Origin of the sequence: Acinetobacter sp. ANC 4654 (assembly GCF_002135425.1) — a bacterium.
Lineage (GTDB): Bacteria > Pseudomonadota > Gammaproteobacteria > Pseudomonadales > Moraxellaceae > Acinetobacter > Acinetobacter kyonggiensis.
Genome location: NZ_NEGL01000004.1, coordinates 147,370 through 167,225, shown reverse-complemented (window position 1 = coordinate 167,225; position 19,856 = coordinate 147,370). Strand labels below are relative to the sequence as shown.

The window sequence follows — 19,856 nt, the reverse complement described above, 5'->3', positions numbered from 1 at the left end:
GTCACCCAAAAAAGCCACCGCAAGGTGGCTTTTTTATGATTTATTTAAGTTGGCGCGCTGTTGGATAAATCTTGTAACTGCATCCTGTATTCATGAACCTGTTCTTTGATTGGTGCATCAGAAGGCGGATAAAACCATCTCACAATTTGTTCGGCCACATTGGAGTGATAGTGAATCTCAAAGTGATGGATGCCATAGAAAATGGCTTTATTTGATTCAGGCAGTTTCAATTGAAAACGCGGATTAGGATGTTCTCCCAACGCACTTTTAACACTGACTAAATAATCACCTAACAGGTCGAAGTGCCGATTTTTCCTATTTTCATAGACAACAGACCCTGCAATCAAAAAGGTGTTGATATGCGAAGGTAGCGGGGCGGGTTTACGATTGTCATCCATGCCACCAATGCGGGCCGTATTATGTTCCCAGTCATCATCACGCACGCTGCCATAACGTAAATCCAAAATGCCATTGCTGCGAATATTCACGATATGTCGAACGATTTTCACAAATGGGAAGTGCCCCAGTCGATCTTGTAAAATAAAACCAAAACGTTCTAAAACTGCCCCATGATGTGGTGAACCTAAGCAGACTAGATTTTCAGTCAGGTGCATCCATTGATGCATATTTTGTTTGCCATAAAATAAAGCGCTACGTAACACTAAGCCCCCCATGCTATGTCCAATCAAATCAATACTGGTAATTAGAGGGTTACGCTGAATCAAATCTTCTAACGTGTTGGCAAGGCTGCGACCATTGGCAGAAATACGGCGCCCAGTATTGTAGTTTAAGTAGAGCATGGTGTTATGGTCACGCTGAGCCAATAATTTTTCACCAATACCACCGTATTGACGGGTTGACCAGTCCAAATGGTTCATGCATAAACCATGAGTAAAAATAACGATACGCCCTGAAAGATCACCCTTTTGTAGTTCGGTATAGTGGTCGTAGAGCACCATGGGTAATGCAAGCGGGTTTTGATATTTTAATAAATAATCACCCAGCACCCCGTTTAAAGCCCCAACTAAAAAATGTAATGCAGGGGTCAGTGGTTTTTCATGTAATTTTGGATATTTTTCAATAATTTGGCGCAAACTTGGTGCAATTAAGTAATGACCATAACTGAGTAAGCTGTCATAGGCAAACTGGTACATTTTGTCAATATAGGGGATTTTTTGTATTTTTTTCGAGCGTTGTTCGCTCATCCCAAATAAGCTAATCAAAATTTCACGTTGAATCTCTTGTATAAGGTCTTGCACCACATCCCCTAAACGAGTCGTTACCAATTGAGCAAGTCCTTCTAATACATCGGCTTGGCTTGGTGGTGTACGATCCCATTTACAATAGGTTTCATGCAATGGTGTTAAACTTGGCATTTTATCCTATCCCTTTTATGGCACTGCATCTGAGGCACTTTATTTTTTCTTAAGCTCACGCTATCAATTCGTTGCTTTTAATTTAATATGATTCATCTCGAATAGCTTTTACAATAACGAGGATGAGCTGTAAGTTTTAACTTTTTTGTCTGACAATTGCTGTTATATACACATTAAAATAAAGTTGCGCTAGGCATCTTATTTTTTATAACTTAAATTAACCCTATTGATATGTCATAAAAAGCAATGAACATCATCTATTTGCATGGATTTCAAAGTAGTACTTTATCAATTAAAGGGCAATACATTCAGGCATTTTGTCAAAATCAGCATCCTATTCAAGTGCATTTACCTGATTTAAATATGCCCCCGAAACAGGTGTTGGCTCATGTTTCAAAGATGATTGAATGTTTAGATCATGTGGTCTTAATTGGCAGTAGTCTTGGTGGTTTTTATGCGACACAATTGGTCGCAAAACATGCTGTGCCTGCTGTTTTAATTAATCCTGCTATGCGACCATGGCAATTATTTCATGATTTATTTGGCGCTGCGCTGCCTTATGTAGTGAATGCCCAATGGACTTTGGATCAGACACAACTTGATCAACTCGAGCAGATGGCTGTGCCATTTGTGCAAGATGCAGACAAAATTTTAGTGTTACTGCAACAAGATGACGAAGTTTTAGATTATCGTGAAGCACAGCGTTATTATAGCAATGCTGCGCATCAGTCGATGATCATTACTGAAGCGAATGGCAATCATGCGATGGATAATTTCGCAGACAAAATACCGATGGCATTACAGTTTTTATCGGATTGTATAAAATAAGGAAACAGTACAACGTGTCTCAATATACGGCTCAATCACTTGAAGTTTTATCTGGTTTAGATCCGGTTCGTCGTCGTCCCGGCATGTATACCGATACCACTCGTCCAAACCATTTGGCACAAGAAGTAATTGATAATGCAGTGGATGAGGCACTTGCAGGACATGCCAATAAAATTACCGTGACGGTCTATAAAGATGGTTCTTTGTCGGTAGAAGATAATGGTCGTGGCATGCCTGTCGATATCCATCCTGAATATGGCCAAAGTGGGATTGAAATTATCCTGACCAAGCTCCATGCAGGGGGTAAATTCAGCACCGATAACTACCAATTTTCCGGTGGTTTACATGGTGTAGGGATTTCCGTGGTCAATGCACTGTCGAATCGAGTCGAAGTTGCCGTACAGCGTCATGGTAATCTTTACCAAATGGCATTTGAGCATGGTGAACCTGTCTCACAACTTGAAGTGTTAGAAGGTAAAGCACCGAAACGCGCTTCAGGAACCACCGTTCATTTTTGGCCAGATGCAAAATATTTTGATTCACCCAAATTTTCCTTAAAAGCGTTAAAACATAATTTAAAAGCCAAAGCCGTGTTAGCCGCAGGCTTACAAATTATTTATTTCGATCAAATTAATCACGAAAAAATTGAATGGCAATTTGAAAATGGTTTGGTTGATTATTTGATGGATGAATTGCAGGATCGCGACATTATTCCGCATCCTGCCTTTGTGGCAACGGGTGAGGCTGAGCGTGCCAGTGCTGAATTTGCGATTTGCTGGAATGCCGAGGGTGGCGAGCAAGTTCAAGAAAGCTATGTCAATTTAATTCCAACCGCACAAGGTGGTACACATGTCAACGGTCTGCGTTCAGGTGTGACCGATGCGATGCGTGAATTTTGTGAACTGCGTAATTTGTTACCGCGTAATTTAAAATTGTCTGCGGAAGATGTTTGGGACGGGGTAAATTATATTCTGTCGTTAAAATTCCAAGAACCGCAATTTTCGGGGCAAACCAAAGAACGTCTTTCCAGTCGTGAAGCATCGGGTATTGTATTGAATATTGCCAAAGATGCTTTTGCACTGTGGTTAAATCAAAACTCTGATATTGCGATGCAGCTTGCTGAGTTGATGATTGCGAAAGCAGGTCGTCGGTTAAAAGCTGCGAAAAAAGTAGAGCGTAAAAAGATCGTGGCTGGCCCGACGTTACCGGGCAAATTATCCGATTGCGTTGGTCATACTTTGGAAGAATCTGAACTGTTTATTGTGGAAGGGGATTCTGCCGGTGGTTCAGCCAAGCAAGCACGCGACAAAAACTTTCAGGCGATTATGCCGATTCGCGGTAAAATTCTAAATACATGGGAAGTTTCTTCCGATGAAGTTTTAGCCTCACAGGAAGTACATAATATTGCGATTGCAATTGGCGTAGACCCAGGCAGTGATGATCTTTCAGAATTGCGCTACGGTAAAGTGTGTATTCTTGCCGATGCTGACTCGGATGGTTTACATATTGCGACTTTATTGTGCGCTTTGTTTGTAAAACATTTTCCGACTTTGGTGGAAGCAGGACATTTATATGTGGCTATGCCACCGTTATTCCGTATAGATGACGGCAAAGATGTGCATTACGCTTTAGATGAGGCTGAATTAGAAGTAACGCTCAAGAAAGCCAAAACCAAGTCTCCGCAAATCACCCGCTTTAAAGGTTTGGGTGAAATGAATGCCAGTCAGCTTCGTGAAACCACATTAGATCCAGACACGCGTCGTCTGGTACAGCTCGATTTAGACGATGCGCATTTTACTGCGGGTTTACTGGATAAGTTGTTGGCAAAAAAACGCGCAGGTGACCGTAAGCATTGGTTGGAACAAAAAGGCAATTTAGCCGATTTGAGTGTTTAGAATATCAATAATAAAAAAGCCCTGAAAAGGGCTTTTTTATTATAATTCTATTTCTTCTGACCAAAGAAAATAACCACCATATTGGTTAGATTTGAACTCACCACCAACAGCTTTGCCTTGTTCTGTTAAATAATGTTTACCTGTGTCATTTGTATCCAAAAAGCCTTTTTTTACAAACTGGTCAAGTAATTCTGCCGTTTTTAATTTGTATTTAGCTGCAAGTTTTGAAGAAGTTAATTTACTTGTATTTTCAGAAAGTTCATTAGAATTTTCTTCAACAGTTTCTGCTTTTACTTCATCTAAAGAAATTCGTACTTCATCACTGATACGAATAATACGTTGAGCCTCTTCATAAGCATCTTTAAAGACTTCTGAATCCTCCTCTTTTTTAATTAATACTCCCATTTCATTGTTATTTACTTGGCTGAATTCGTATAAGTTAAGACTGGAAATAATGCAACTTTCTTCATTGATATAGCATTTTGCATGTAAATTTTTACAAAAACTTAAACGGACATAATCAAGTTTTTGCATCCATTTAATTTCATCAGGATGTAAGTCGCTTTTACCGTAAATGATACGAATATCAATTTTCAAACGATTTTTGTCTTCGAGTAATTCCTTAATTCGATCATTAAGTCTTAAGTAAGGACTAATCAAAATAAGGCGTTCTTTTGCATTTTTTATGAGTTCTTCTAAAAAAAATTGGTTGCACTGGTATTTAAAAATTTTGCCATAAAATTTCCATTTTGAGGTTTATTCACAGTATTTATTATTAAAACATATAAGTATCATTTGTTTAGCAGTAAATAAACAAGTTTTAAGCATGGTAGTAGGTAATTTTAGAGTAGTAGCAGGCTAATCCAAAGTGAGCTGCATCAAAACTAAATCACGCCATTGCCCAAATTTTTGCCCAATTTGTGGCATATAACCAGTTTGAATAAAGCCTAGTTTTTCATGCAACACAATCGAGGCTTTATTTTCATGATCAATCGCAGCCACCATGACATGGATCTTATGCTGCTGAGCATGATCAATCAGTTTGAGCATTAAGGCTTTGCCTAAACCTTGGCGGCTAAAGTCTGGATGAATAAAAACCGAATGTTCAACGGTCTGTTTAAAACCATGAATTTGACGGAAAGCGGAATAATCAGCGTAGCCCGAAATTTTTTTCGATGCGCGATGTTCAGCGACAAAGAGTGGAAATTGTTGCGCCATTAAGCTACTAAACCATGTTTGAAAATCAGCGCTAGACTTTGTCGTATTATTCCAATTTGCAGTGCCATCTAGAATTTCAGCATTATAAATAGCCAGAACCTGTTCTAGATCTGATATTTGAGCGGGACGCAGGAGAAAGTCCATGACATATGCCGAATCAATAAAGAGTTTATTGTAGAAATAATCCTATTTTAGGGCAATAAAAAAGCAAGACCGAAGTCTTGCTTTTTTGACATCAACAATCCAGATTAGAAATGGTATTTAACCAATGCACTGACGTTATTTTCGTCCATGCCATCAATTGCGTATTTATTTTTCCAAACTGAATGTTCGATACCAAGGTATAAACGCGTATCTGGAGAAATGTGTTTACCTGCATTCCATTTCCACTGCGTAGTCCAGTTCATTTCACTTGCGTGATTTGTACCTTCGTCAGTTGACCAGTCAAGAAAACCATCTACAAGAAAATCTTCAGCGCCTAATTTAAATGGCACGCCGTAAGCAAAAGTCATTTGATAGTCATCTTGTGACCTATCATTGTTTGCACGGTAGAAGTTTAACTGGGCATATTGGAAATAAGGAATGGCTAAATCGACACCAACACCATAAAGATAGTTGTTGAAGCCTTCGCCACCTTCCCAAGTTGTTGCAATTAAAACGTCTTTAATTGGACCAAGTTCAAGTTTTTGACCTGAAACTGCACCTAGACTTAAACGAGGTGATACTTCGAAATAAGTTTCTTTCCCACTAACATCATTGTCTGTACGGTCAGCAAAAGCAAAGAAGTCACCGTATTGTAACTTTGCAGCATATTCAAAAGTTACGGTAGATTGCTTGTCTTCACGTGCGATCAATTCATAGTTTTCACCATAAAGACCTGTCACGCTGAAATCTTGCCACACTGGTGCAGCTTGAGTAAGTGCAGCAGTTGAAGCCAATGCACATGTAGCAAAAATTTGTGTAAGTTTCATTAAAAAATATCTCCCCCGAGAAGCAAGCAAAGCATACAGATTCTTAAGCAAAAATAAAGCCAAAATTGATCAATGACCTAAAAATAATAGATTTTCTAAAACATTCGATGGTTAAAATAACAGTACAGCTTGAATACTTAAAAATACATACGAATAAAACCGATAAAACGAAGTGAAGTACAGTTTTAAGCGGGGAAAAAATAATGTGAGACTTATCAAATAACTTAAGCAATAAAGTTGAATCACATATTGACTATAGGGAATTGCAAAAAATATCAAAATACTACTTGCATATGCTTCGCTTAGCCCCTTATATTCAAGGCATAAGGACACGATTCTGCAGACTCAAAAGTGTTCATCGTTCAATGTGGAGGAATTCGTTCCAAACTAAGTTGAAGATGCTCAGCGCTGTTTTTGACAGCAAAGTTAAACGTGCCAAGATAAGAAGTTTTGCACAAAAAAGATTCGAATAAAGAGGATGATATTATATGAACATTGAAATCCGTACTGATAAAAACATTCAAAATAGTGAACGTTTAATTACTTATGTTCGTGCAGAACTGAATGCAGAATTCCAGCGACACAGTGAACGTATTACCCATTTTTCCGTCCATTTAAGTGATGAAAATGGCCCCAAAGGTGGGGATGATGATATTAACTGTATGATTGAAGCACGCCCAGCAGGATTGAAGCCTGTGGTTGTGAATCATCGTGGTCATAATATCGATACAGCGATTCATGGTGCGATCGATCGTTTAAAACGAAGTCTTGAACATCTCTTTGAAAAGAAAGAGAACCCACGTGGTGGAGCACTTGAGTTTGCAGAAACCAGTGATGTGAATGATGATGTTGATGATGACTAAGCCAAAGTTTGCTTAAATTGGACAAAAAAAAGCTCTTAGGAGCTTTTTTTATGTGCAGAGATTATGAAAGCCAAATGAAGAATAAATATGCTTGTTATACATTTACCTAAAACAAAGCAACTTTTATTCGGCATAATAGTTTAAAACTGATTAAAGAGAGCTTTCTCCATGTTAACAGCGCAACAACAAGTCTTTGTGCAAGCGATAGAAGAACTAGACCTTGCTCAAGTGCAAAGCCTTTTAGCAGATGGTCTGGATCCTAATTTTATTGATCTTGAAAAAGGTCCAGCTATTTCTGTCTGGTCAGATGGTTTGTTCAAGTGGTGGGAACAAATTTGTGAAGCCCATGAAGCAGGTACACCGTTATCTGAGCAAGAAAAACAACAAAATTTGGCTGCTCATATTGAAATTTTAGATGCACTGATTCAAGCCAAAGCAAATCTACATTTATGGGATGCAGAAGAACTGTATGGTCCATTATGGGATGCTGCAAGTTCAGCGTGTGTCCCTGCGGTGCAACGCTTATTAGCAGAAAACGTGGATCCAAATAGCAAAGATGAAGAAGGTCTCACCATTTTGTCTTCAATCAGTGATTTATTCTTTGATTGTGATTTTGACGAAATTAATTGGTCAGAAGCGTTGGCTGAAGAAAAACAAACTTTAGAGTTGCTTCGTAGCCACGGGGCTAAAATGAGCAAAGAACTCATATAAAAGAATCAACATCAGAGTGAGATAAAAATGTCAGCAGTAAAAACAGTAGGTTTTATTTTTGGCGCAGCTTTGAGCATGAATGCGATGGCTGCCGATTTTTCCTTTGACCGTCCTGGCGCAGGTATGGGGACAGGCATTACGCCCGTCGGGAAGCTGGCATGGGAACAAGCGTTACCTAGCGCCAATTATAACGAAACGATGGTTAATGGCGAAAAGCAAAAAACTGTCACTTTAAATGGTGACATGTTATTTCGTACCGGTTTGGCTAAAGACTTAGAGTTGCAATTGGGATGGCAAGGACCCGCATGGACAAAAGTGAAACGTGCAGGTCAGTCGGTTGAAGAAGATGGTTTGGGTGATGTCAGTATTGGCCTAAAAAAAGCCATTGATTTAGATGATGAAAAACTCTCGATGGCTGTTTCAGCAGAAGCTATTTTAGCGACGGGCAATGATGGCTTCAGTAATGATGACGATATTTACAGCATCAGTTCTGCGGTTGTTTATGATTTTAGCGATTTAATTTCGACCTCCATTACCATGCGGTACGAAGTAAAAAACAGTAATTGGGCTGTGACTGCCGTGCCGACGATTGAATATAAAATTGCTGATAAATGGTCAGGTTTCTCTGAATTGGTTTATCGTAAAGTTGAAAGTGAGCCTTATCAATATGCATTGGGTTCAGGGGTTATTTATGCTTTGAATACGCGTATGCAATTAGATGCGAGTGTCGGTGTAGACTTAAATGGTAAAGATAAAAGCTATCAATCAGGTTTGGGTGTATCCTTCTTATTTTAATTAAAACTATAAAACCATATGAAAAAGCATCTTCAAGATCTTGAGTTCTTGGGCAAGTCTGCAATCAGTGGATTGATTTGTAGTGTCATTTTTTTATTTTCAATGACCTTACAAGCGCAGGATCAATTACTTTCCGCAGAAGATGCTTTTTCTTTTACGGTTGAATCTCATCGTGAGCATGAAGCACAACTGAGTTGGCACATGCCCGAGCGTTATTATTTATATCAGCACAAATTCGAAGTGCAACAAGGCACACAAAAACTGGCTTTAAAGTTACCGCCAGCAACGGATTTGTATGATGAAAATTATGGTCATACGCAAGTTTATTTTCAGAGTGTGCAATTTAATATTGCAACCGAAGCATCGAAAACCTATCAGGTGACTTGGCAGGGCTGCGCCCAAGACCGTATTTGTTATCCACCACAAACCATTGAGTTTCAGACCGATGTCGATGGTTTAGTGCTGCTGCAAAATCAGGCCAAATCAAATAAACGCTTATTCGATCTTGCCCAAACATCCAATAGCAATACAAGTGCTCAGCCGACTTTCGCTGCTGAAAATCATCCTTCACGCAGTACTACTCAACCTGTGGGCATGGATACTGCTCAAGATCAAATGTGGTCAGAAGCGTTGGCTGAAAGCTCTTTGTTTTATGGCTTATTGTTGTTTTTTGGCTTAGGCATATTATTGGCCTTTACGCCGTGTTCATTGCCGATGTTACCTATTTTGACCTCACTCATTGTACGGGATAGCAAAGGCTTAAAAGCATGGATGATTGCTTTGGTCTTTGTCTGTAGCATGGCGATGGTGTATGCCATTTTGGGCTTAATTGCCTCTTCAGCTGGACTGAATTTTCAGCGCTGGTTACAGCAGCCTTCCACGCTGATTGCCTTTAGTGTGCTCTTTGTCCTGTTTGCCTTGAATCTATTTGGTCTGTTTGAAATTAAATTGCCGCATGCTTTAGTGAACCGTTTAGATCGGGTGCATTCACTACAAAAAGGTGGCAGTTTAGTGGGGGCTGCGGTGATGGGGATCATCTCTGCGCTATTGGTCGGACCTTGTATGACTGCACCCTTGGCAGGAGCGCTATTATTTATTTCTCAGACACAAAGTCAGTGGCAGGGTGCACTATTACTGTTCACACTGGGTTTTGGTATGGGCACACCATTACTATTAGCGAGTGTTTTGGGGGCAAAGGTACTGCCTAAAGCAGGGCTGTGGATGCACCAAATTAAGGTGTTTTTTGCCTTTATTATGTTGGCTTTAGCGCTGTATTTTATTCGTCCTTTAATGTCTGAAGCATGGATGCAGTGGCTTAGTCTGGCTTTGGGCTTAAGCTTTATTGTTTATCTGCTTTCTCGCTTAATCACACAAAAAAACCAGTTTAGATGGCTGTATATTGTGGCTTTGCTGATGGTGATTCCTTATTTGGCATATAGTCAATATCAACAAAGTCAGCGCTTTTTTGTTGAACAAAGCACTACTCAAGCAACATGGCATATTGCGAAAACAGCAGCCGAATTTCAGGCATTATTGGCCCATGCACCAGCCGATCAAGCCGTCATTATTGATGTCTATGCCGATTGGTGTATCGCCTGTCAGCCAATTGAACATCGTGTTTTAAAATCAGCCCAAGTTCAGCACGCGATAGCGCCCTATTTTTTAATTAAACTGGATTTGAGTGCCTATGATGCAACGCATCAGGCTTTGCTGAATCAATGGGATATTTTAGGCCCACCGACCTATTTATTTTTAGATCCGAAACAGCAGGAAATTCGTGGTTTGCGTTTAACGGGTGCATTTACCGAAGCTGAATTAATCAAACAAGTCAGTGTGTTTCAAAAACATTTAGGGCAATAAAGAATGTATCAGTTGTATATCGCCAATAAAAATTATTCCAGTTGGTCAATGCGTCCGTGGTTGGTACTTCAAGCCTTCAAACTGCCTTTTGAAGAAATCATGCTGTCCTTTCCATCAGAACGTGATACAGGCACTTTTAAGCAGGATATTTTAGCGATTAACCCCAATGGTAAAGTCCCTGCGTTAATGGATGATGGGTTGTTGCTTTGGGATTCCTTAGCCATTTGTGAGTATTTGGCAGAACAACATTCAGAGCAAAATTTATGGCCAAAAGATCCGCAACAACGTGCTCGTGCCCGCTGTGTCGCTGCGGAAATGCACAGTGGATTTCCACATTTGCGTAATGCGTGTGGGATGAATATTCGAGCGAAGTTAAATGAGGTCGGCAGACGTTTATGGCAGGAAATGCAGAACTGCGTGAAGATGTTGCACGCATCGAGCAAATTTGGTCAGAACGGCCAGAAGGACAGGGTTTTTTATGTGGTGCATTTTCAATTGCAGATGCATTTTATGCACCCGTCGTGACACGTTTAATGAGCTATGCTTTACCTGTAAGCGATGTTACGCAGCAGTATATGCAAACCATGATGCAACATCCTGCCATACAAGCTTGGGTGACTGCTGCATTACAAGAAGCGGCTTGGGTGAATTATTTAGAGCCTTATCAACACCACGTACTTTAGTATAGTTTGGCTTCGACCAAGCGTTCTGCATAGCATTTGACTTGATTACGACCACAGGCTTTGGCTTCATACAGGGCTTTATCGGCTTGGCTTAATAATTTTTGTGGGTTGGTCTCTGTACTGGAAAATGCAACTCCAAAGCTTGCAGTCACTTTAATGATGTCGCCCACATTGCTGAGTAAATGCAGTGCTTGAATCGCTTGGCGACAGCGCTCAGCAATACTTTGTGCTTGTGTTAAAGAAGACTGATGCAGAATCAGAATAAATTCCTCTCCACCAAAGCGACCGACCACATCGTTATCACGAATAATTTGTGAGAGCGCTTCACTGACTTGAATGAGGGTTTCATCCCCTTTGTTGTGACCATATTGATCATTAATTTGTTTAAAATGATCTAAATCAATCAAGACCAGTGCATAAGATTTTGTGGGCTTAAGTTCTAGTTTTTCTAAACATGCTTTAATACTGCGTCGATTCAATGTATTGGTGAGTGGGTCAATTTGACTTAAATGTTGAATCAGTTGTTCTCTATGCCGCCATTGGCTAAGCAAAATTTCAAATAAAATTAAACAAATAATTAGAATAGGTGCAATGAAATACAACATTGAACTGACCCAAAACTTATTTTGGTAAGGGCTTGTGCTTAGATTAAATAGAGGCGCATAACTGATTTGACCTTGTAAGCTTAAATAATTGGATAAGATTAAAAACAGGGTGACGGGGATCAAGGTGTAGTAAACAATTTTACGATTAAACAGCACCAAACCCACGGTGACTAAACTGACGTAAGAGACCATGGTGGCAGGGCTGAGTACACCAATCATCGAGCCATTACGGCATAAAGAGAGCACCAAAATTCCAATGGATAAATAGGGCAGCCACTGTTGTGCCCACTTTTTTTTATGCCAATAAGTACAAGGGAAAATCATTATGATTAGAAGGCAGAAGAATAAAATATCGAGCTTAAGTTGTAGTTTGAGTAAAGGTAAATGGACAAAATCCCATAAATTGGGAGAAAGTAGGATAAAACTTTTCCAAATAATCCAGATGACATGCACCAAGCTGCCTAAAATCAGGATGAGAATACATTTATTGAGGACACTCCAATTCATGATCACTTCATCTTCAAGCAAATATTTCGCAATTTTTGCTTTGAATGAGGTCAGAGGATTGGGGGGCAAATTTTTCTTCATTGAATCGCGCTGACCTCTAAATCTTTAAATAATAATTTAAGGATAAGTTGATCTAATTTATTTTTTATAATTCACAACATAGCACGTTTTATTATGAATGGTAATGGCTATATTTCATACAGATTAAAATCTAAAAATAGAGTTCATTTCCATGAAGTTTGTTCTAAAAATAAAACAGTGCGTTGTATATAAGCCTATTATTCTATTTTTATAGATCGCTTAAACTGCTGTCATTGAATAAATACAGATGAAGGGTTTAAGCATGAAAGTTTTACATATCGATTCAAGTATTTTTGGTGATGCTTCTGTTTCACGTCAACTCAGTCAGGCCATTGTTACGCAATTAACTGCGAAACAGAGCGATGTCAGCGTGGAATATTTAGATTTAGCGACGCAGATGATTCCCCATTTAACTGCTGAAATTTTGATGGGACAAGATGCTGAACAAGCCGCTTTAGGCGAAAAAATTATTCAGCAATACCTAGATGCAGACGTTGTGGTGGTCGGTGCTGCCATGTACAACTTTGGACTTCCTTCAACCTTAAAAGCGTGGATTGATCGTATTAGCGTGGCGGGCAAGACCTTTCAATATACTGAAAATGGTCCTGTTGGTTTGGCTGGTGATAAAAAAGCCTATATTGCCAGTAGTCGTGGTGGTGTTTATGGTGCAAATAGTCCAGCAGACTTCCAAGAAGGTTTTTTGCAAACCGTCTTTAACTTCACGGGTGTCAAGGATGTTGAGATCATTCGTGCTGAAGGTGTCAATATGGGGCCAGAATTAAAAGAGCAAGCGATTGCAAACGCTTTAGCTCAAGTACAGGCACTGTAAGTTTTAACTCAAGTGTTCCTCTTTAGTCAGCTTCGGCTGACTTTTTTTATCGGTGTGATTATATTCATTGAGATTTAGTTCTGATTGGCTTGATGTGTAGATTTGGTAAAACTGACCTAAGCCAAACGTGCACACAAGAATGATTAGATCAAATATATTTTTGCCTTGAATGCTTTGATTGAACAAGTTGTGATAGAGGTCAAAAATGACATCCATCGCTTCAGGCCAAGGGGGTACAGGTGACAAGGGATGTTTGACATAAATCACTTGTATTTGTGTGTGCAGTGAAAGGGGCTAAAAATGCCCAATGGGTATTGAGTAAACCCCAAAAAGCGGGTTTCGCCATGCAGATGAAAACAGTGAATTATGATGATTTATTTTGAGATTTTAATTCTTTAGCTACTCGGTCTAATGGTCGAATTTGAACCAGTTTATTGCTTGAAAACCCATGACATATTTGCTCTAATGTAAAACGTAGCGCGTCGGGAGTGAAGTTCAATTGGTTGGGTTTACGGATGGTGTTTTTTAAATACTTTCTGTAATGAGTTGTTTCCATAAAGGACTTATCTTCATTTTTTCCATCTCATTTTTCTATTATGAGATGTTGCTGTATTTACCAATACAAGTTACAAAGTTACACTAAACTAAATAGTCACATTCAAAAATTGCAAAAATGGTGTGACTTTTTAACAATAAACAAGTCTAAACCAGACTAGGGAAATGAACAAAAATGAAAAAAATTGCACTTGCATTAGGATTGCTTGGATTAACCGTTTTAGCGAACGCTGCTGACCCATTAAATGGTACTGTGTGGAAAACAATTGATGACAAAACCAAACAACCCAAAGCTATTGTAAAATTTACTGAGCAAAAAAATGGCTCACTCTCTGCAAGCATTCAAAATGTTTTGACAGTAGGTGAAGAAAATGCATGTAAAAAATGTGAAGGCCCATACCATAATAAATCTTTAAAAGGTTTAAGAATTGTTCAAGGCCTTAAAAATGTGGGTGATAATAGCTATGAAAACGGAACAATTCTTGATCCACAATCTGGTAAAACCTATAAATTAAAAGGTCAAATCGTGGAAGGTGGTAAAAAATTAGAATTACGTGGCTTTATTGGCGTTTCTGTTTTAGGTCGTAACCAAGTTTGGATTCGTGCAAACTAATTCAAAAGAATCATAAAGTAATAAAAAACCTAGCTGATATTCAGTTAGGTTTTTTTTATTGCAGAAGGCTGATCCTGAAATTTTACTTTAAAGCGTGATAAGCGGCTTCATCATAGCCCACAATATAGCCTTGCTCAGTTTCCAGTACAGGACGTTTGATTAAACTGCTATGCGTTGTTAATGTATGAATTAAATTGGTTTCATTGGAAAGTGCAGCTTGTTGTTCTGCTTCTGTTAATTTGCGCCATGTGGTGCCTTTTTTATTAAGAATCACATTTTCCCCAACCTCATTTAGCCATTTTTTGACCGTTTCAGCATCAATGCCTTGTTTTTTATAATCATGAAACTCATATGCCAAACCAAGTTGATTTAAAAGGTCGAAGGCTTTTTTCATTGAACTACAATTTTTGATACCATAAATTTTAAGCATAAGAGGATCATTCCATTTTCTATTGCGAGATAGCGTAACGAAAATTTGATAGAAGCTCTAGAGGAAATAAGCAGGATTAAATCTTTAAAGATTGCGAACAATGTCATGAAATTGACATTTAGATTTGCCAATATAGTGCTATAGATCAGAAGAACGCGATGATTAAAACAATAACTGTATAAAAAGAGAAAACCCGCATTTAATCGTCCTGATCATGCGGGTCTCAATATAACGTCCATTGTCACATCCTTGCAAAATAAACAACCTAAGTGGTTTATTTTGTTTTCATCCTACGGCGTCCTATCCTTTTGCTGTCATCCTGACATGTCCCTGTGCCGTGAAGCTATAATGCACTTAAAACGGCTGCATAAAAATATACAAACGCGTCAAGTGTTGTAGGTTTTTGGGTGGTATTGAGTGAACTGGTGTTCACTCAAATAAACTATATTGATTCGATTTTATAATCAATAATCACTGGGGCATGGTCGCTAAACCAAGTCTCTTTATACACCCAAGCATTGACGGTACGTGGCTTCCAGTCAGGCGAGCAGGCTTGGTAGTCAATCCGCCAACCGACATTATTGGCACGGGCTTGTCCGCGATTTGACCACCATGAATAGATTTCAGCTTCTTTACGAACTTCACGGAAGGTATCGACATAACCTAAATCATCATAAATATGATCTAGCCATGCACGTTCATGCGGTAAACAGCCAGAAGATTTTTGGTTACCCGACCAGTTTTTAATGTCGATGCGTTTATGTACGATATTGTAGTCACCACAGACAATGATGGATTTATCTTCATCACGCCATTGTTTTAAGATATGTTGATATTGATCTAAAAAGTGGTCTTTACGTGCTTGTGCTTCTTCACCTGATGAACCTGAAGGTAAATAAAGTGAACAAATATGCACTGGCTTGTCTAAACCTAAATCGAATGCCGCAGCTATGAAGCGTCCTTGAGAGTCGGCCAGTTCAAAACCTAAACCCTCCGTTACAGAAACAAAAGGCAGGCGACTATAAATTGCAGTGCCTGCATAACCTGCTCGTTCCGCAGGGAAGAGGTGGGCATACCAGCCTTCAGGTTTAAATTTATCCGTCCATTGAGCATGGGTGATCCTGCTTTCTTGCATGCAAATTACGTCTGCATCAGATTGTTCCATCCACTCCAGTAAGCCTTTGGTGACAGATGCACGCAAGCCATTGACGTTAATTGAAACGACTCGTAGAATTTTTTGATCACTTGGATAGCTACTCTTTGGTATCATGCGCAGTCATAACCTCTATATTATGAATTTCGGAGCACCTCATGACCTCGCAAGCGACTTTTAACCCTCAAGCTTTTATCGAACTTGCACTCTCACGCGGTGTGCTTAAATTTGGTGAGTTTACTTTAAAATCAGGTCGTGTGAGTCCTTATTTTTTTAATGCGGGTTTGCTCAATGATGGTGAAGCATTAACACTGTTGGCTTCTGGTTATGCGGATCAATTAATCACTTGTGATAATGTTGAAGTGATTTTTGGACCTGCATATAAAGGTATTCCATTTGTTGCAGCAACGGCGGTGGCTTTATCGCAAAATCATGCTGTAAGTGTGCCTTGGGGTTTTAACCGCAAAGAAGCCAAAGATCACGGTGAAGGTGGTGTTTTGGTCGGTGCTGCTGTTGCAGGTAAAAAAGTTTGGATCATTGATGACGTGATCACGGCAGGGACTGCGATTCGTGAAGTGGTGACGGTTCTTAAAAATGCTGGTGCGCAAATTGCAGGTGTTTTGGTCGCTTTAGATCGTCAAGAAAAAGGTCAAGGCAAACTTTCTGCGATTCAAGAAGTGCAAAAAGAGTTAGAAATTCCAGTTCATGCATTAATTACGATGAAAGATTTAATGGACTTTTTGGATGCTAAAGGTGAGAAAGAGGCTTTAGCGAAAATGGAAGATTACCGTGTGAAATATGGCATCTGATTGCAGTATTGCTAGGATTTGAAAATAAGGAGCCTCAGCTCCTTATTTTATATATTTCAGTATAGATAGACGCATAAAAATGATACATCACCGCCAGCATGGTGCGCTTATTTTGATTGCTGATTGAGCTTAGGATTGTATGGCTTGGTAGCAAGGATATTGTTGTAAAAATAGTATGAATTTGAAGTTTTTTTGAACGTCTATAATATTGAATGATTTAAAATATGACGAATAAAAAGTGCTAGGTGTGAATTCTTTAAAATAATGACCAATATATAGAATTACTTTCCGTGTGATAATTTAACGAAAATGTTTCATTGTGTGTTTAAGTTCATATTTTTGTAGTATTATGTATTGAGAATTGTAAATAAACTTTGTCTTTATAATAAATTTTGCAGGTTCATACACATGATAAGCCAATTCAAGAAAAGTGCTGTTGCAAAAACGTCATTGATCACTTTGCTTGGCTTATTTATTGGATTTCAAAGTTCAGCAGTTTTTGCTCAGCCTAAAGCAGGAAGCAGTATTACCAATATTGCCAGCGGTGATTTTTATGACGAGCAGGGCAATCTGCAAGTTATTAATTCCAATGCTGTTGTTTTAACTGTTCAGGCTATTTATGCGCTCAACCTGCAAAGCAATCAACAGAATATTGGTACCATTGGCAGTAAGCTCAATTTTCCACATGTACTGACCAACACCGGTAATATTGTAGATAATTACACATTAAGTTTAAGCCAGCTGAGCAATGATCAATTTAATCTAGACAATGTGGCTGTTTATATTGATCGGGATCAAAATGGTGAGCCTGATGATAACAATAATTTGCTTAATTCCAGTGCCAGTCTTCGATTAGAAGCGGGTGAGTTTGCTTCGCTGATTGTTGTTGGAGGGATTCCGACCAATGCAGCTGCGGGCAACATCGCGAATTTTACTTTAACTGCTGTCAGTCAGTACGATAATGCAATTATAAAAACAGTCAGCGATACCGTAAAAGTTGTTGATGATGCTGTTATTCAAGTCACGAAGGCACAAAGTATTAGTTCTGGTAAAACAGGCACAGAAATTACCTATACCCTTGCTTATGCAAATACGGGTACAGCAGCAGCTCGACTGGTTTTACGCGATACATTAGCAGCGGACGTGAGCTATAAATTAGGTAGTGGTAGTTGGGGCAATGGTTTAGGCTCTCTTACTGATACCGATGATGTTGAAACGGGTGCGAACTCGGCGGTTAAGTATCAAGTGAATAATGGTTTAGTCGAATTTGAACTTGCCAGTGTTTCTGCTTTAAGTAAAGGCACAGTCAGCTTTAAAGTGACGGTGAATCCGAATGCGCTAGAAAAAGTTCCCAATACTGCGGACTATCAACAATATAATGCATCAAATACGGTGTTAAAAAGTACGACCACCAATACCGTAATCTTTAATGTGCAGCAAACCTTAGGCGTTGTATTAAACTATAGTCCTGCCAATGCAAATGACGATGGGGAGCCAAATGGTGGTTTGAATAATTTGCAAACCCAAAATAATACCTTTGGTGGGATTGCTAAGGAAGTTCAATTTGATCATTATGTTTGGAACACAGGGCAAGCAACCGACACTTATAATTTAAGTTTGCTCAAAAGCAATGTTCCAAGTTGTGCAGTTGTTCGTTTGTATCATGCTGATGGTCGTACCTTGCTGACGGATAGCAATGGTGATGGCATAATTGATACAGGTGGTTTAGCGACTGGAGTTTCAAAGAGAATTAAACTTGGCGTTTATTTCCCAGCCAATTGTACATCAACAAGTACAATGGATTTTGACATCACTGCGACATCGGTTACGGATACAAGTATAAAAAATAGTACGCGTGATCGATTGATTAATACCGTTGCTGTCGGTGAAAGTGATTTATATAACAGTAACAATTCTGGTCTGGGTGTGGGAAATGTTGCTGGTTCAGGTGGACAGGCATTATTGCTCAAGAATGGTGTAAACGGTACTGATGTTGTTTTTCCATTGGTGGTTAAAAATAGTAGTACTGTGTCAAATAATTATAATTTATACGCTTCTAGTGTAAATATTGATATCAATAGTATAAGTACAACTTTGCCAACAGATTGGAAGGTTAAATTTTATAATGGTGATACGACTTGCCAGTCCCTACAAAGTGAAATAACCAGTACAGGAAATTTAGCTGCTGGAGCAACAAAACAATATTGTGCGGTGGTTAGTGTTCCTGCCAATACAACTTTATCGAATTTACCCATTTGGTTCGCAATGAAATCTCCGATGAATGCTCAAGGAGATAGTATCAAGGATCAAGTGGATATTGCATTACGCAAATTAACCTTGGCGAATGATCAACAAGGGCGAATCAATATCGGTGGTACGGTTGTTTATCTGCATACTTTAAAGAATATGGGTTCATTTGTTGAGGGTGATACCAATGGCAAAGTGAGCCTAAATGTCGTACCGCAAAATATCAATGATGGCTTTACCTATACCTTATATTATGACGCAAATAATAATGGGGTATTAGATACGACAGATCCAATCGCCACGGATTTATTTATTTCCAGCGGTTTAGTACCTCAAAATTCAATTCAGCTGCTGCTAAAAGTTCAGGCGCCAACCACAGCAACCAATGGTATGGCGAGCACTGCCAATATTGTTGTATCAGCAACAAACACTATTCAAGGTTTAACACTTACATCTATTCAAAATACAGATTTAACCACGGTTGATCCTACACAACTTCGTTTAACCAAAGAACAAACTAAAGATGAAACTTGTGTGTTGATGAATGCTGCTACAGCAACATATAGCAGTACGCCATTAATGATTAAACCGAATCAATGTGTGACTTACCGCCTAACAATCAAAAATGATGGTTCAACACCAGCCGCTAATGTTGTGATTAATGATGTCGTACCTGCTTATAGTATTTTGCGCAGCAGTTTAGCGCCATCGGTAAGTAAAGGTGCTGTGGTGGTGAGTGGGAATCAAATTTCAGGAAATATCGGGGGGCTTGCACCACAAGAGCAGGCAGCATTGTACTTTTCTATTCAAGTAACACCTTAATTTGG

Annotated in this window: 16 protein-coding genes and 2 pseudogenes; 11 read left to right on the top strand and 7 right to left on the bottom strand. The window is 39.1% G+C overall.

What is annotated here, in order from left to right; all coding sequences use genetic code 11:
• Positions 1-44: 44 nt before the first annotated feature.
• Positions 45-1,376, bottom strand: coding sequence for a hypothetical protein (locus B9T24_RS08390; protein WP_086165357.1), 1,332 nt, complete (start codon positions 1,374-1,376; stop codon positions 45-47).
• Between the two features lie 246 nt (positions 1,377-1,622).
• On the opposite strand from B9T24_RS08390, the gene B9T24_RS08385 reads away from it, so the two are divergent.
• Together B9T24_RS08385 and parE are read left to right on the top strand one after the other, a co-directional pair.
• The gene (locus tag B9T24_RS08385) at positions 1,623-2,204 is read left to right on the top strand and encodes a YqiA/YcfP family alpha/beta fold hydrolase (RefSeq protein ID WP_086165356.1); all 582 of its coding nucleotides are present in this window, start codon (positions 1,623-1,625) and stop codon (positions 2,202-2,204) included.
• 14 nt (positions 2,205-2,218) lie between these two features.
• Positions 2,219-4,099 carry a DNA topoisomerase IV subunit B gene (parE, locus tag B9T24_RS08380; protein WP_086165355.1) on the top strand — a complete coding sequence of 627 codons (1,881 nt, stop codon included), beginning with the start codon at positions 2,219-2,221 and terminating at the stop codon, positions 4,097-4,099.
• A gap of 39 nt (positions 4,100-4,138) precedes the next feature.
• Here the strand turns inward: parE and B9T24_RS08375 are convergent.
• The 3 genes and pseudogenes from B9T24_RS08375 to B9T24_RS08365 form a co-directional block, all read right to left on the bottom strand.
• A pseudogene (locus tag B9T24_RS08375) lies at positions 4,139-4,836 on the bottom strand (phospholipase D family protein).
• Between the two features lie 121 nt (positions 4,837-4,957).
• Positions 4,958-5,461 carry a GNAT family N-acetyltransferase gene (locus B9T24_RS08370; RefSeq protein WP_086165354.1) on the bottom strand — a complete coding sequence of 168 codons (504 nt, stop codon included), beginning with the start codon at positions 5,459-5,461 and terminating at the stop codon, positions 4,958-4,960.
• A gap of 104 nt (positions 5,462-5,565) precedes the next feature.
• A complete protein-coding gene (locus B9T24_RS08365) occupies positions 5,566-6,288 on the bottom strand; it encodes an outer membrane protein OmpK (RefSeq protein ID WP_086165353.1) in 723 nt (240 codons plus the stop codon).
• 488 nt (positions 6,289-6,776) lie between these two features.
• Between B9T24_RS08365 and B9T24_RS08360 the strand changes: the two genes are divergently transcribed.
• The 5 genes and pseudogenes from B9T24_RS08360 (at position 6,777) to B9T24_RS08340 (ending at position 11,200) form a co-directional block, all read left to right on the top strand.
• On the top strand, positions 6,777-7,151 hold the full coding sequence (locus tag B9T24_RS08360; protein WP_086165352.1) for an HPF/RaiA family ribosome-associated protein: 375 nt from the start codon (positions 6,777-6,779) through the stop codon (positions 7,149-7,151).
• Positions 7,152-7,319: 168 nt separating this feature from the next.
• Positions 7,320-7,862, top strand: coding sequence for an ankyrin repeat domain-containing protein (locus tag B9T24_RS08355; RefSeq protein WP_086165351.1), 543 nt, complete (start codon positions 7,320-7,322; stop codon positions 7,860-7,862).
• Between the two features lie 27 nt (positions 7,863-7,889).
• Positions 7,890-8,657, top strand: coding sequence for a transporter (locus B9T24_RS08350; RefSeq protein WP_086165350.1), 768 nt, complete (start codon positions 7,890-7,892; stop codon positions 8,655-8,657).
• An 18-nt stretch (positions 8,658-8,675) separates the two neighbouring features.
• Positions 8,676-10,517 (top strand): protein-disulfide reductase DsbD, encoded by a 1,842-nt coding sequence (gene dsbD / locus B9T24_RS08345; protein ID WP_086165349.1) that lies wholly within the window; start codon positions 8,676-8,678, stop codon positions 10,515-10,517.
• Between the two features lie 3 nt (positions 10,518-10,520).
• Positions 10,521-11,200, top strand: a pseudogene (locus B9T24_RS08340) (glutathione S-transferase family protein).
• Here B9T24_RS08340 and B9T24_RS08335 read toward each other — a convergent pair.
• Complete coding sequence (locus tag B9T24_RS08335) at positions 11,197-12,393, bottom strand: GGDEF domain-containing protein (RefSeq protein ID WP_171264873.1); 1,197 nt, start codon at positions 12,391-12,393, stop codon at positions 11,197-11,199. The pseudogene B9T24_RS08340 and the gene B9T24_RS08335 sit on opposite strands and share 4 nt — an antisense overlap.
• Before the next feature lie 262 nt (positions 12,394-12,655).
• Between B9T24_RS08335 and B9T24_RS08330 the strand changes: the two genes are divergently transcribed.
• Entirely contained in the window at positions 12,656-13,222 is a 567-nt protein-coding gene (locus tag B9T24_RS08330) for an FMN-dependent NADH-azoreductase (RefSeq protein ID WP_086165410.1), read from the top strand.
• Between the two features lie 730 nt (positions 13,223-13,952).
• Positions 13,953-14,390, top strand: coding sequence for a DUF2147 domain-containing protein (locus B9T24_RS08325; protein ID WP_086165348.1), 438 nt, complete (start codon positions 13,953-13,955; stop codon positions 14,388-14,390).
• A gap of 82 nt (positions 14,391-14,472) precedes the next feature.
• Here B9T24_RS08325 and B9T24_RS08320 read toward each other — a convergent pair whose 3' ends face one another.
• Both B9T24_RS08320 and B9T24_RS08315 read right to left on the bottom strand, forming a co-directional pair.
• The gene (locus B9T24_RS08320) at positions 14,473-14,820 is read right to left on the bottom strand and encodes a Spx/MgsR family RNA polymerase-binding regulatory protein (RefSeq protein WP_086165347.1); all 348 of its coding nucleotides are present in this window, start codon (positions 14,818-14,820) and stop codon (positions 14,473-14,475) included.
• Positions 14,821-15,262: 442 nt separating this feature from the next.
• The gene (locus B9T24_RS08315) at positions 15,263-16,090 is read right to left on the bottom strand and encodes an exodeoxyribonuclease III (RefSeq protein ID WP_086165346.1); all 828 of its coding nucleotides are present in this window, start codon (positions 16,088-16,090) and stop codon (positions 15,263-15,265) included.
• Positions 16,091-16,131: 41 nt separating this feature from the next.
• Between B9T24_RS08315 and pyrE the strand changes: the two genes are divergently transcribed.
• On the top strand, positions 16,132-16,782 hold the full coding sequence (gene pyrE / locus B9T24_RS08310) for an orotate phosphoribosyltransferase (RefSeq protein WP_086165345.1): 651 nt from the start codon (positions 16,132-16,134) through the stop codon (positions 16,780-16,782).
• Between the two features lie 408 nt (positions 16,783-17,190).
• Complete coding sequence (locus B9T24_RS08305; protein ID WP_086165344.1) at positions 17,191-19,851, top strand: DUF11 domain-containing protein; 2,661 nt, start codon at positions 17,191-17,193, stop codon at positions 19,849-19,851.
• Positions 19,852-19,856 lie beyond the last annotated feature (5 nt).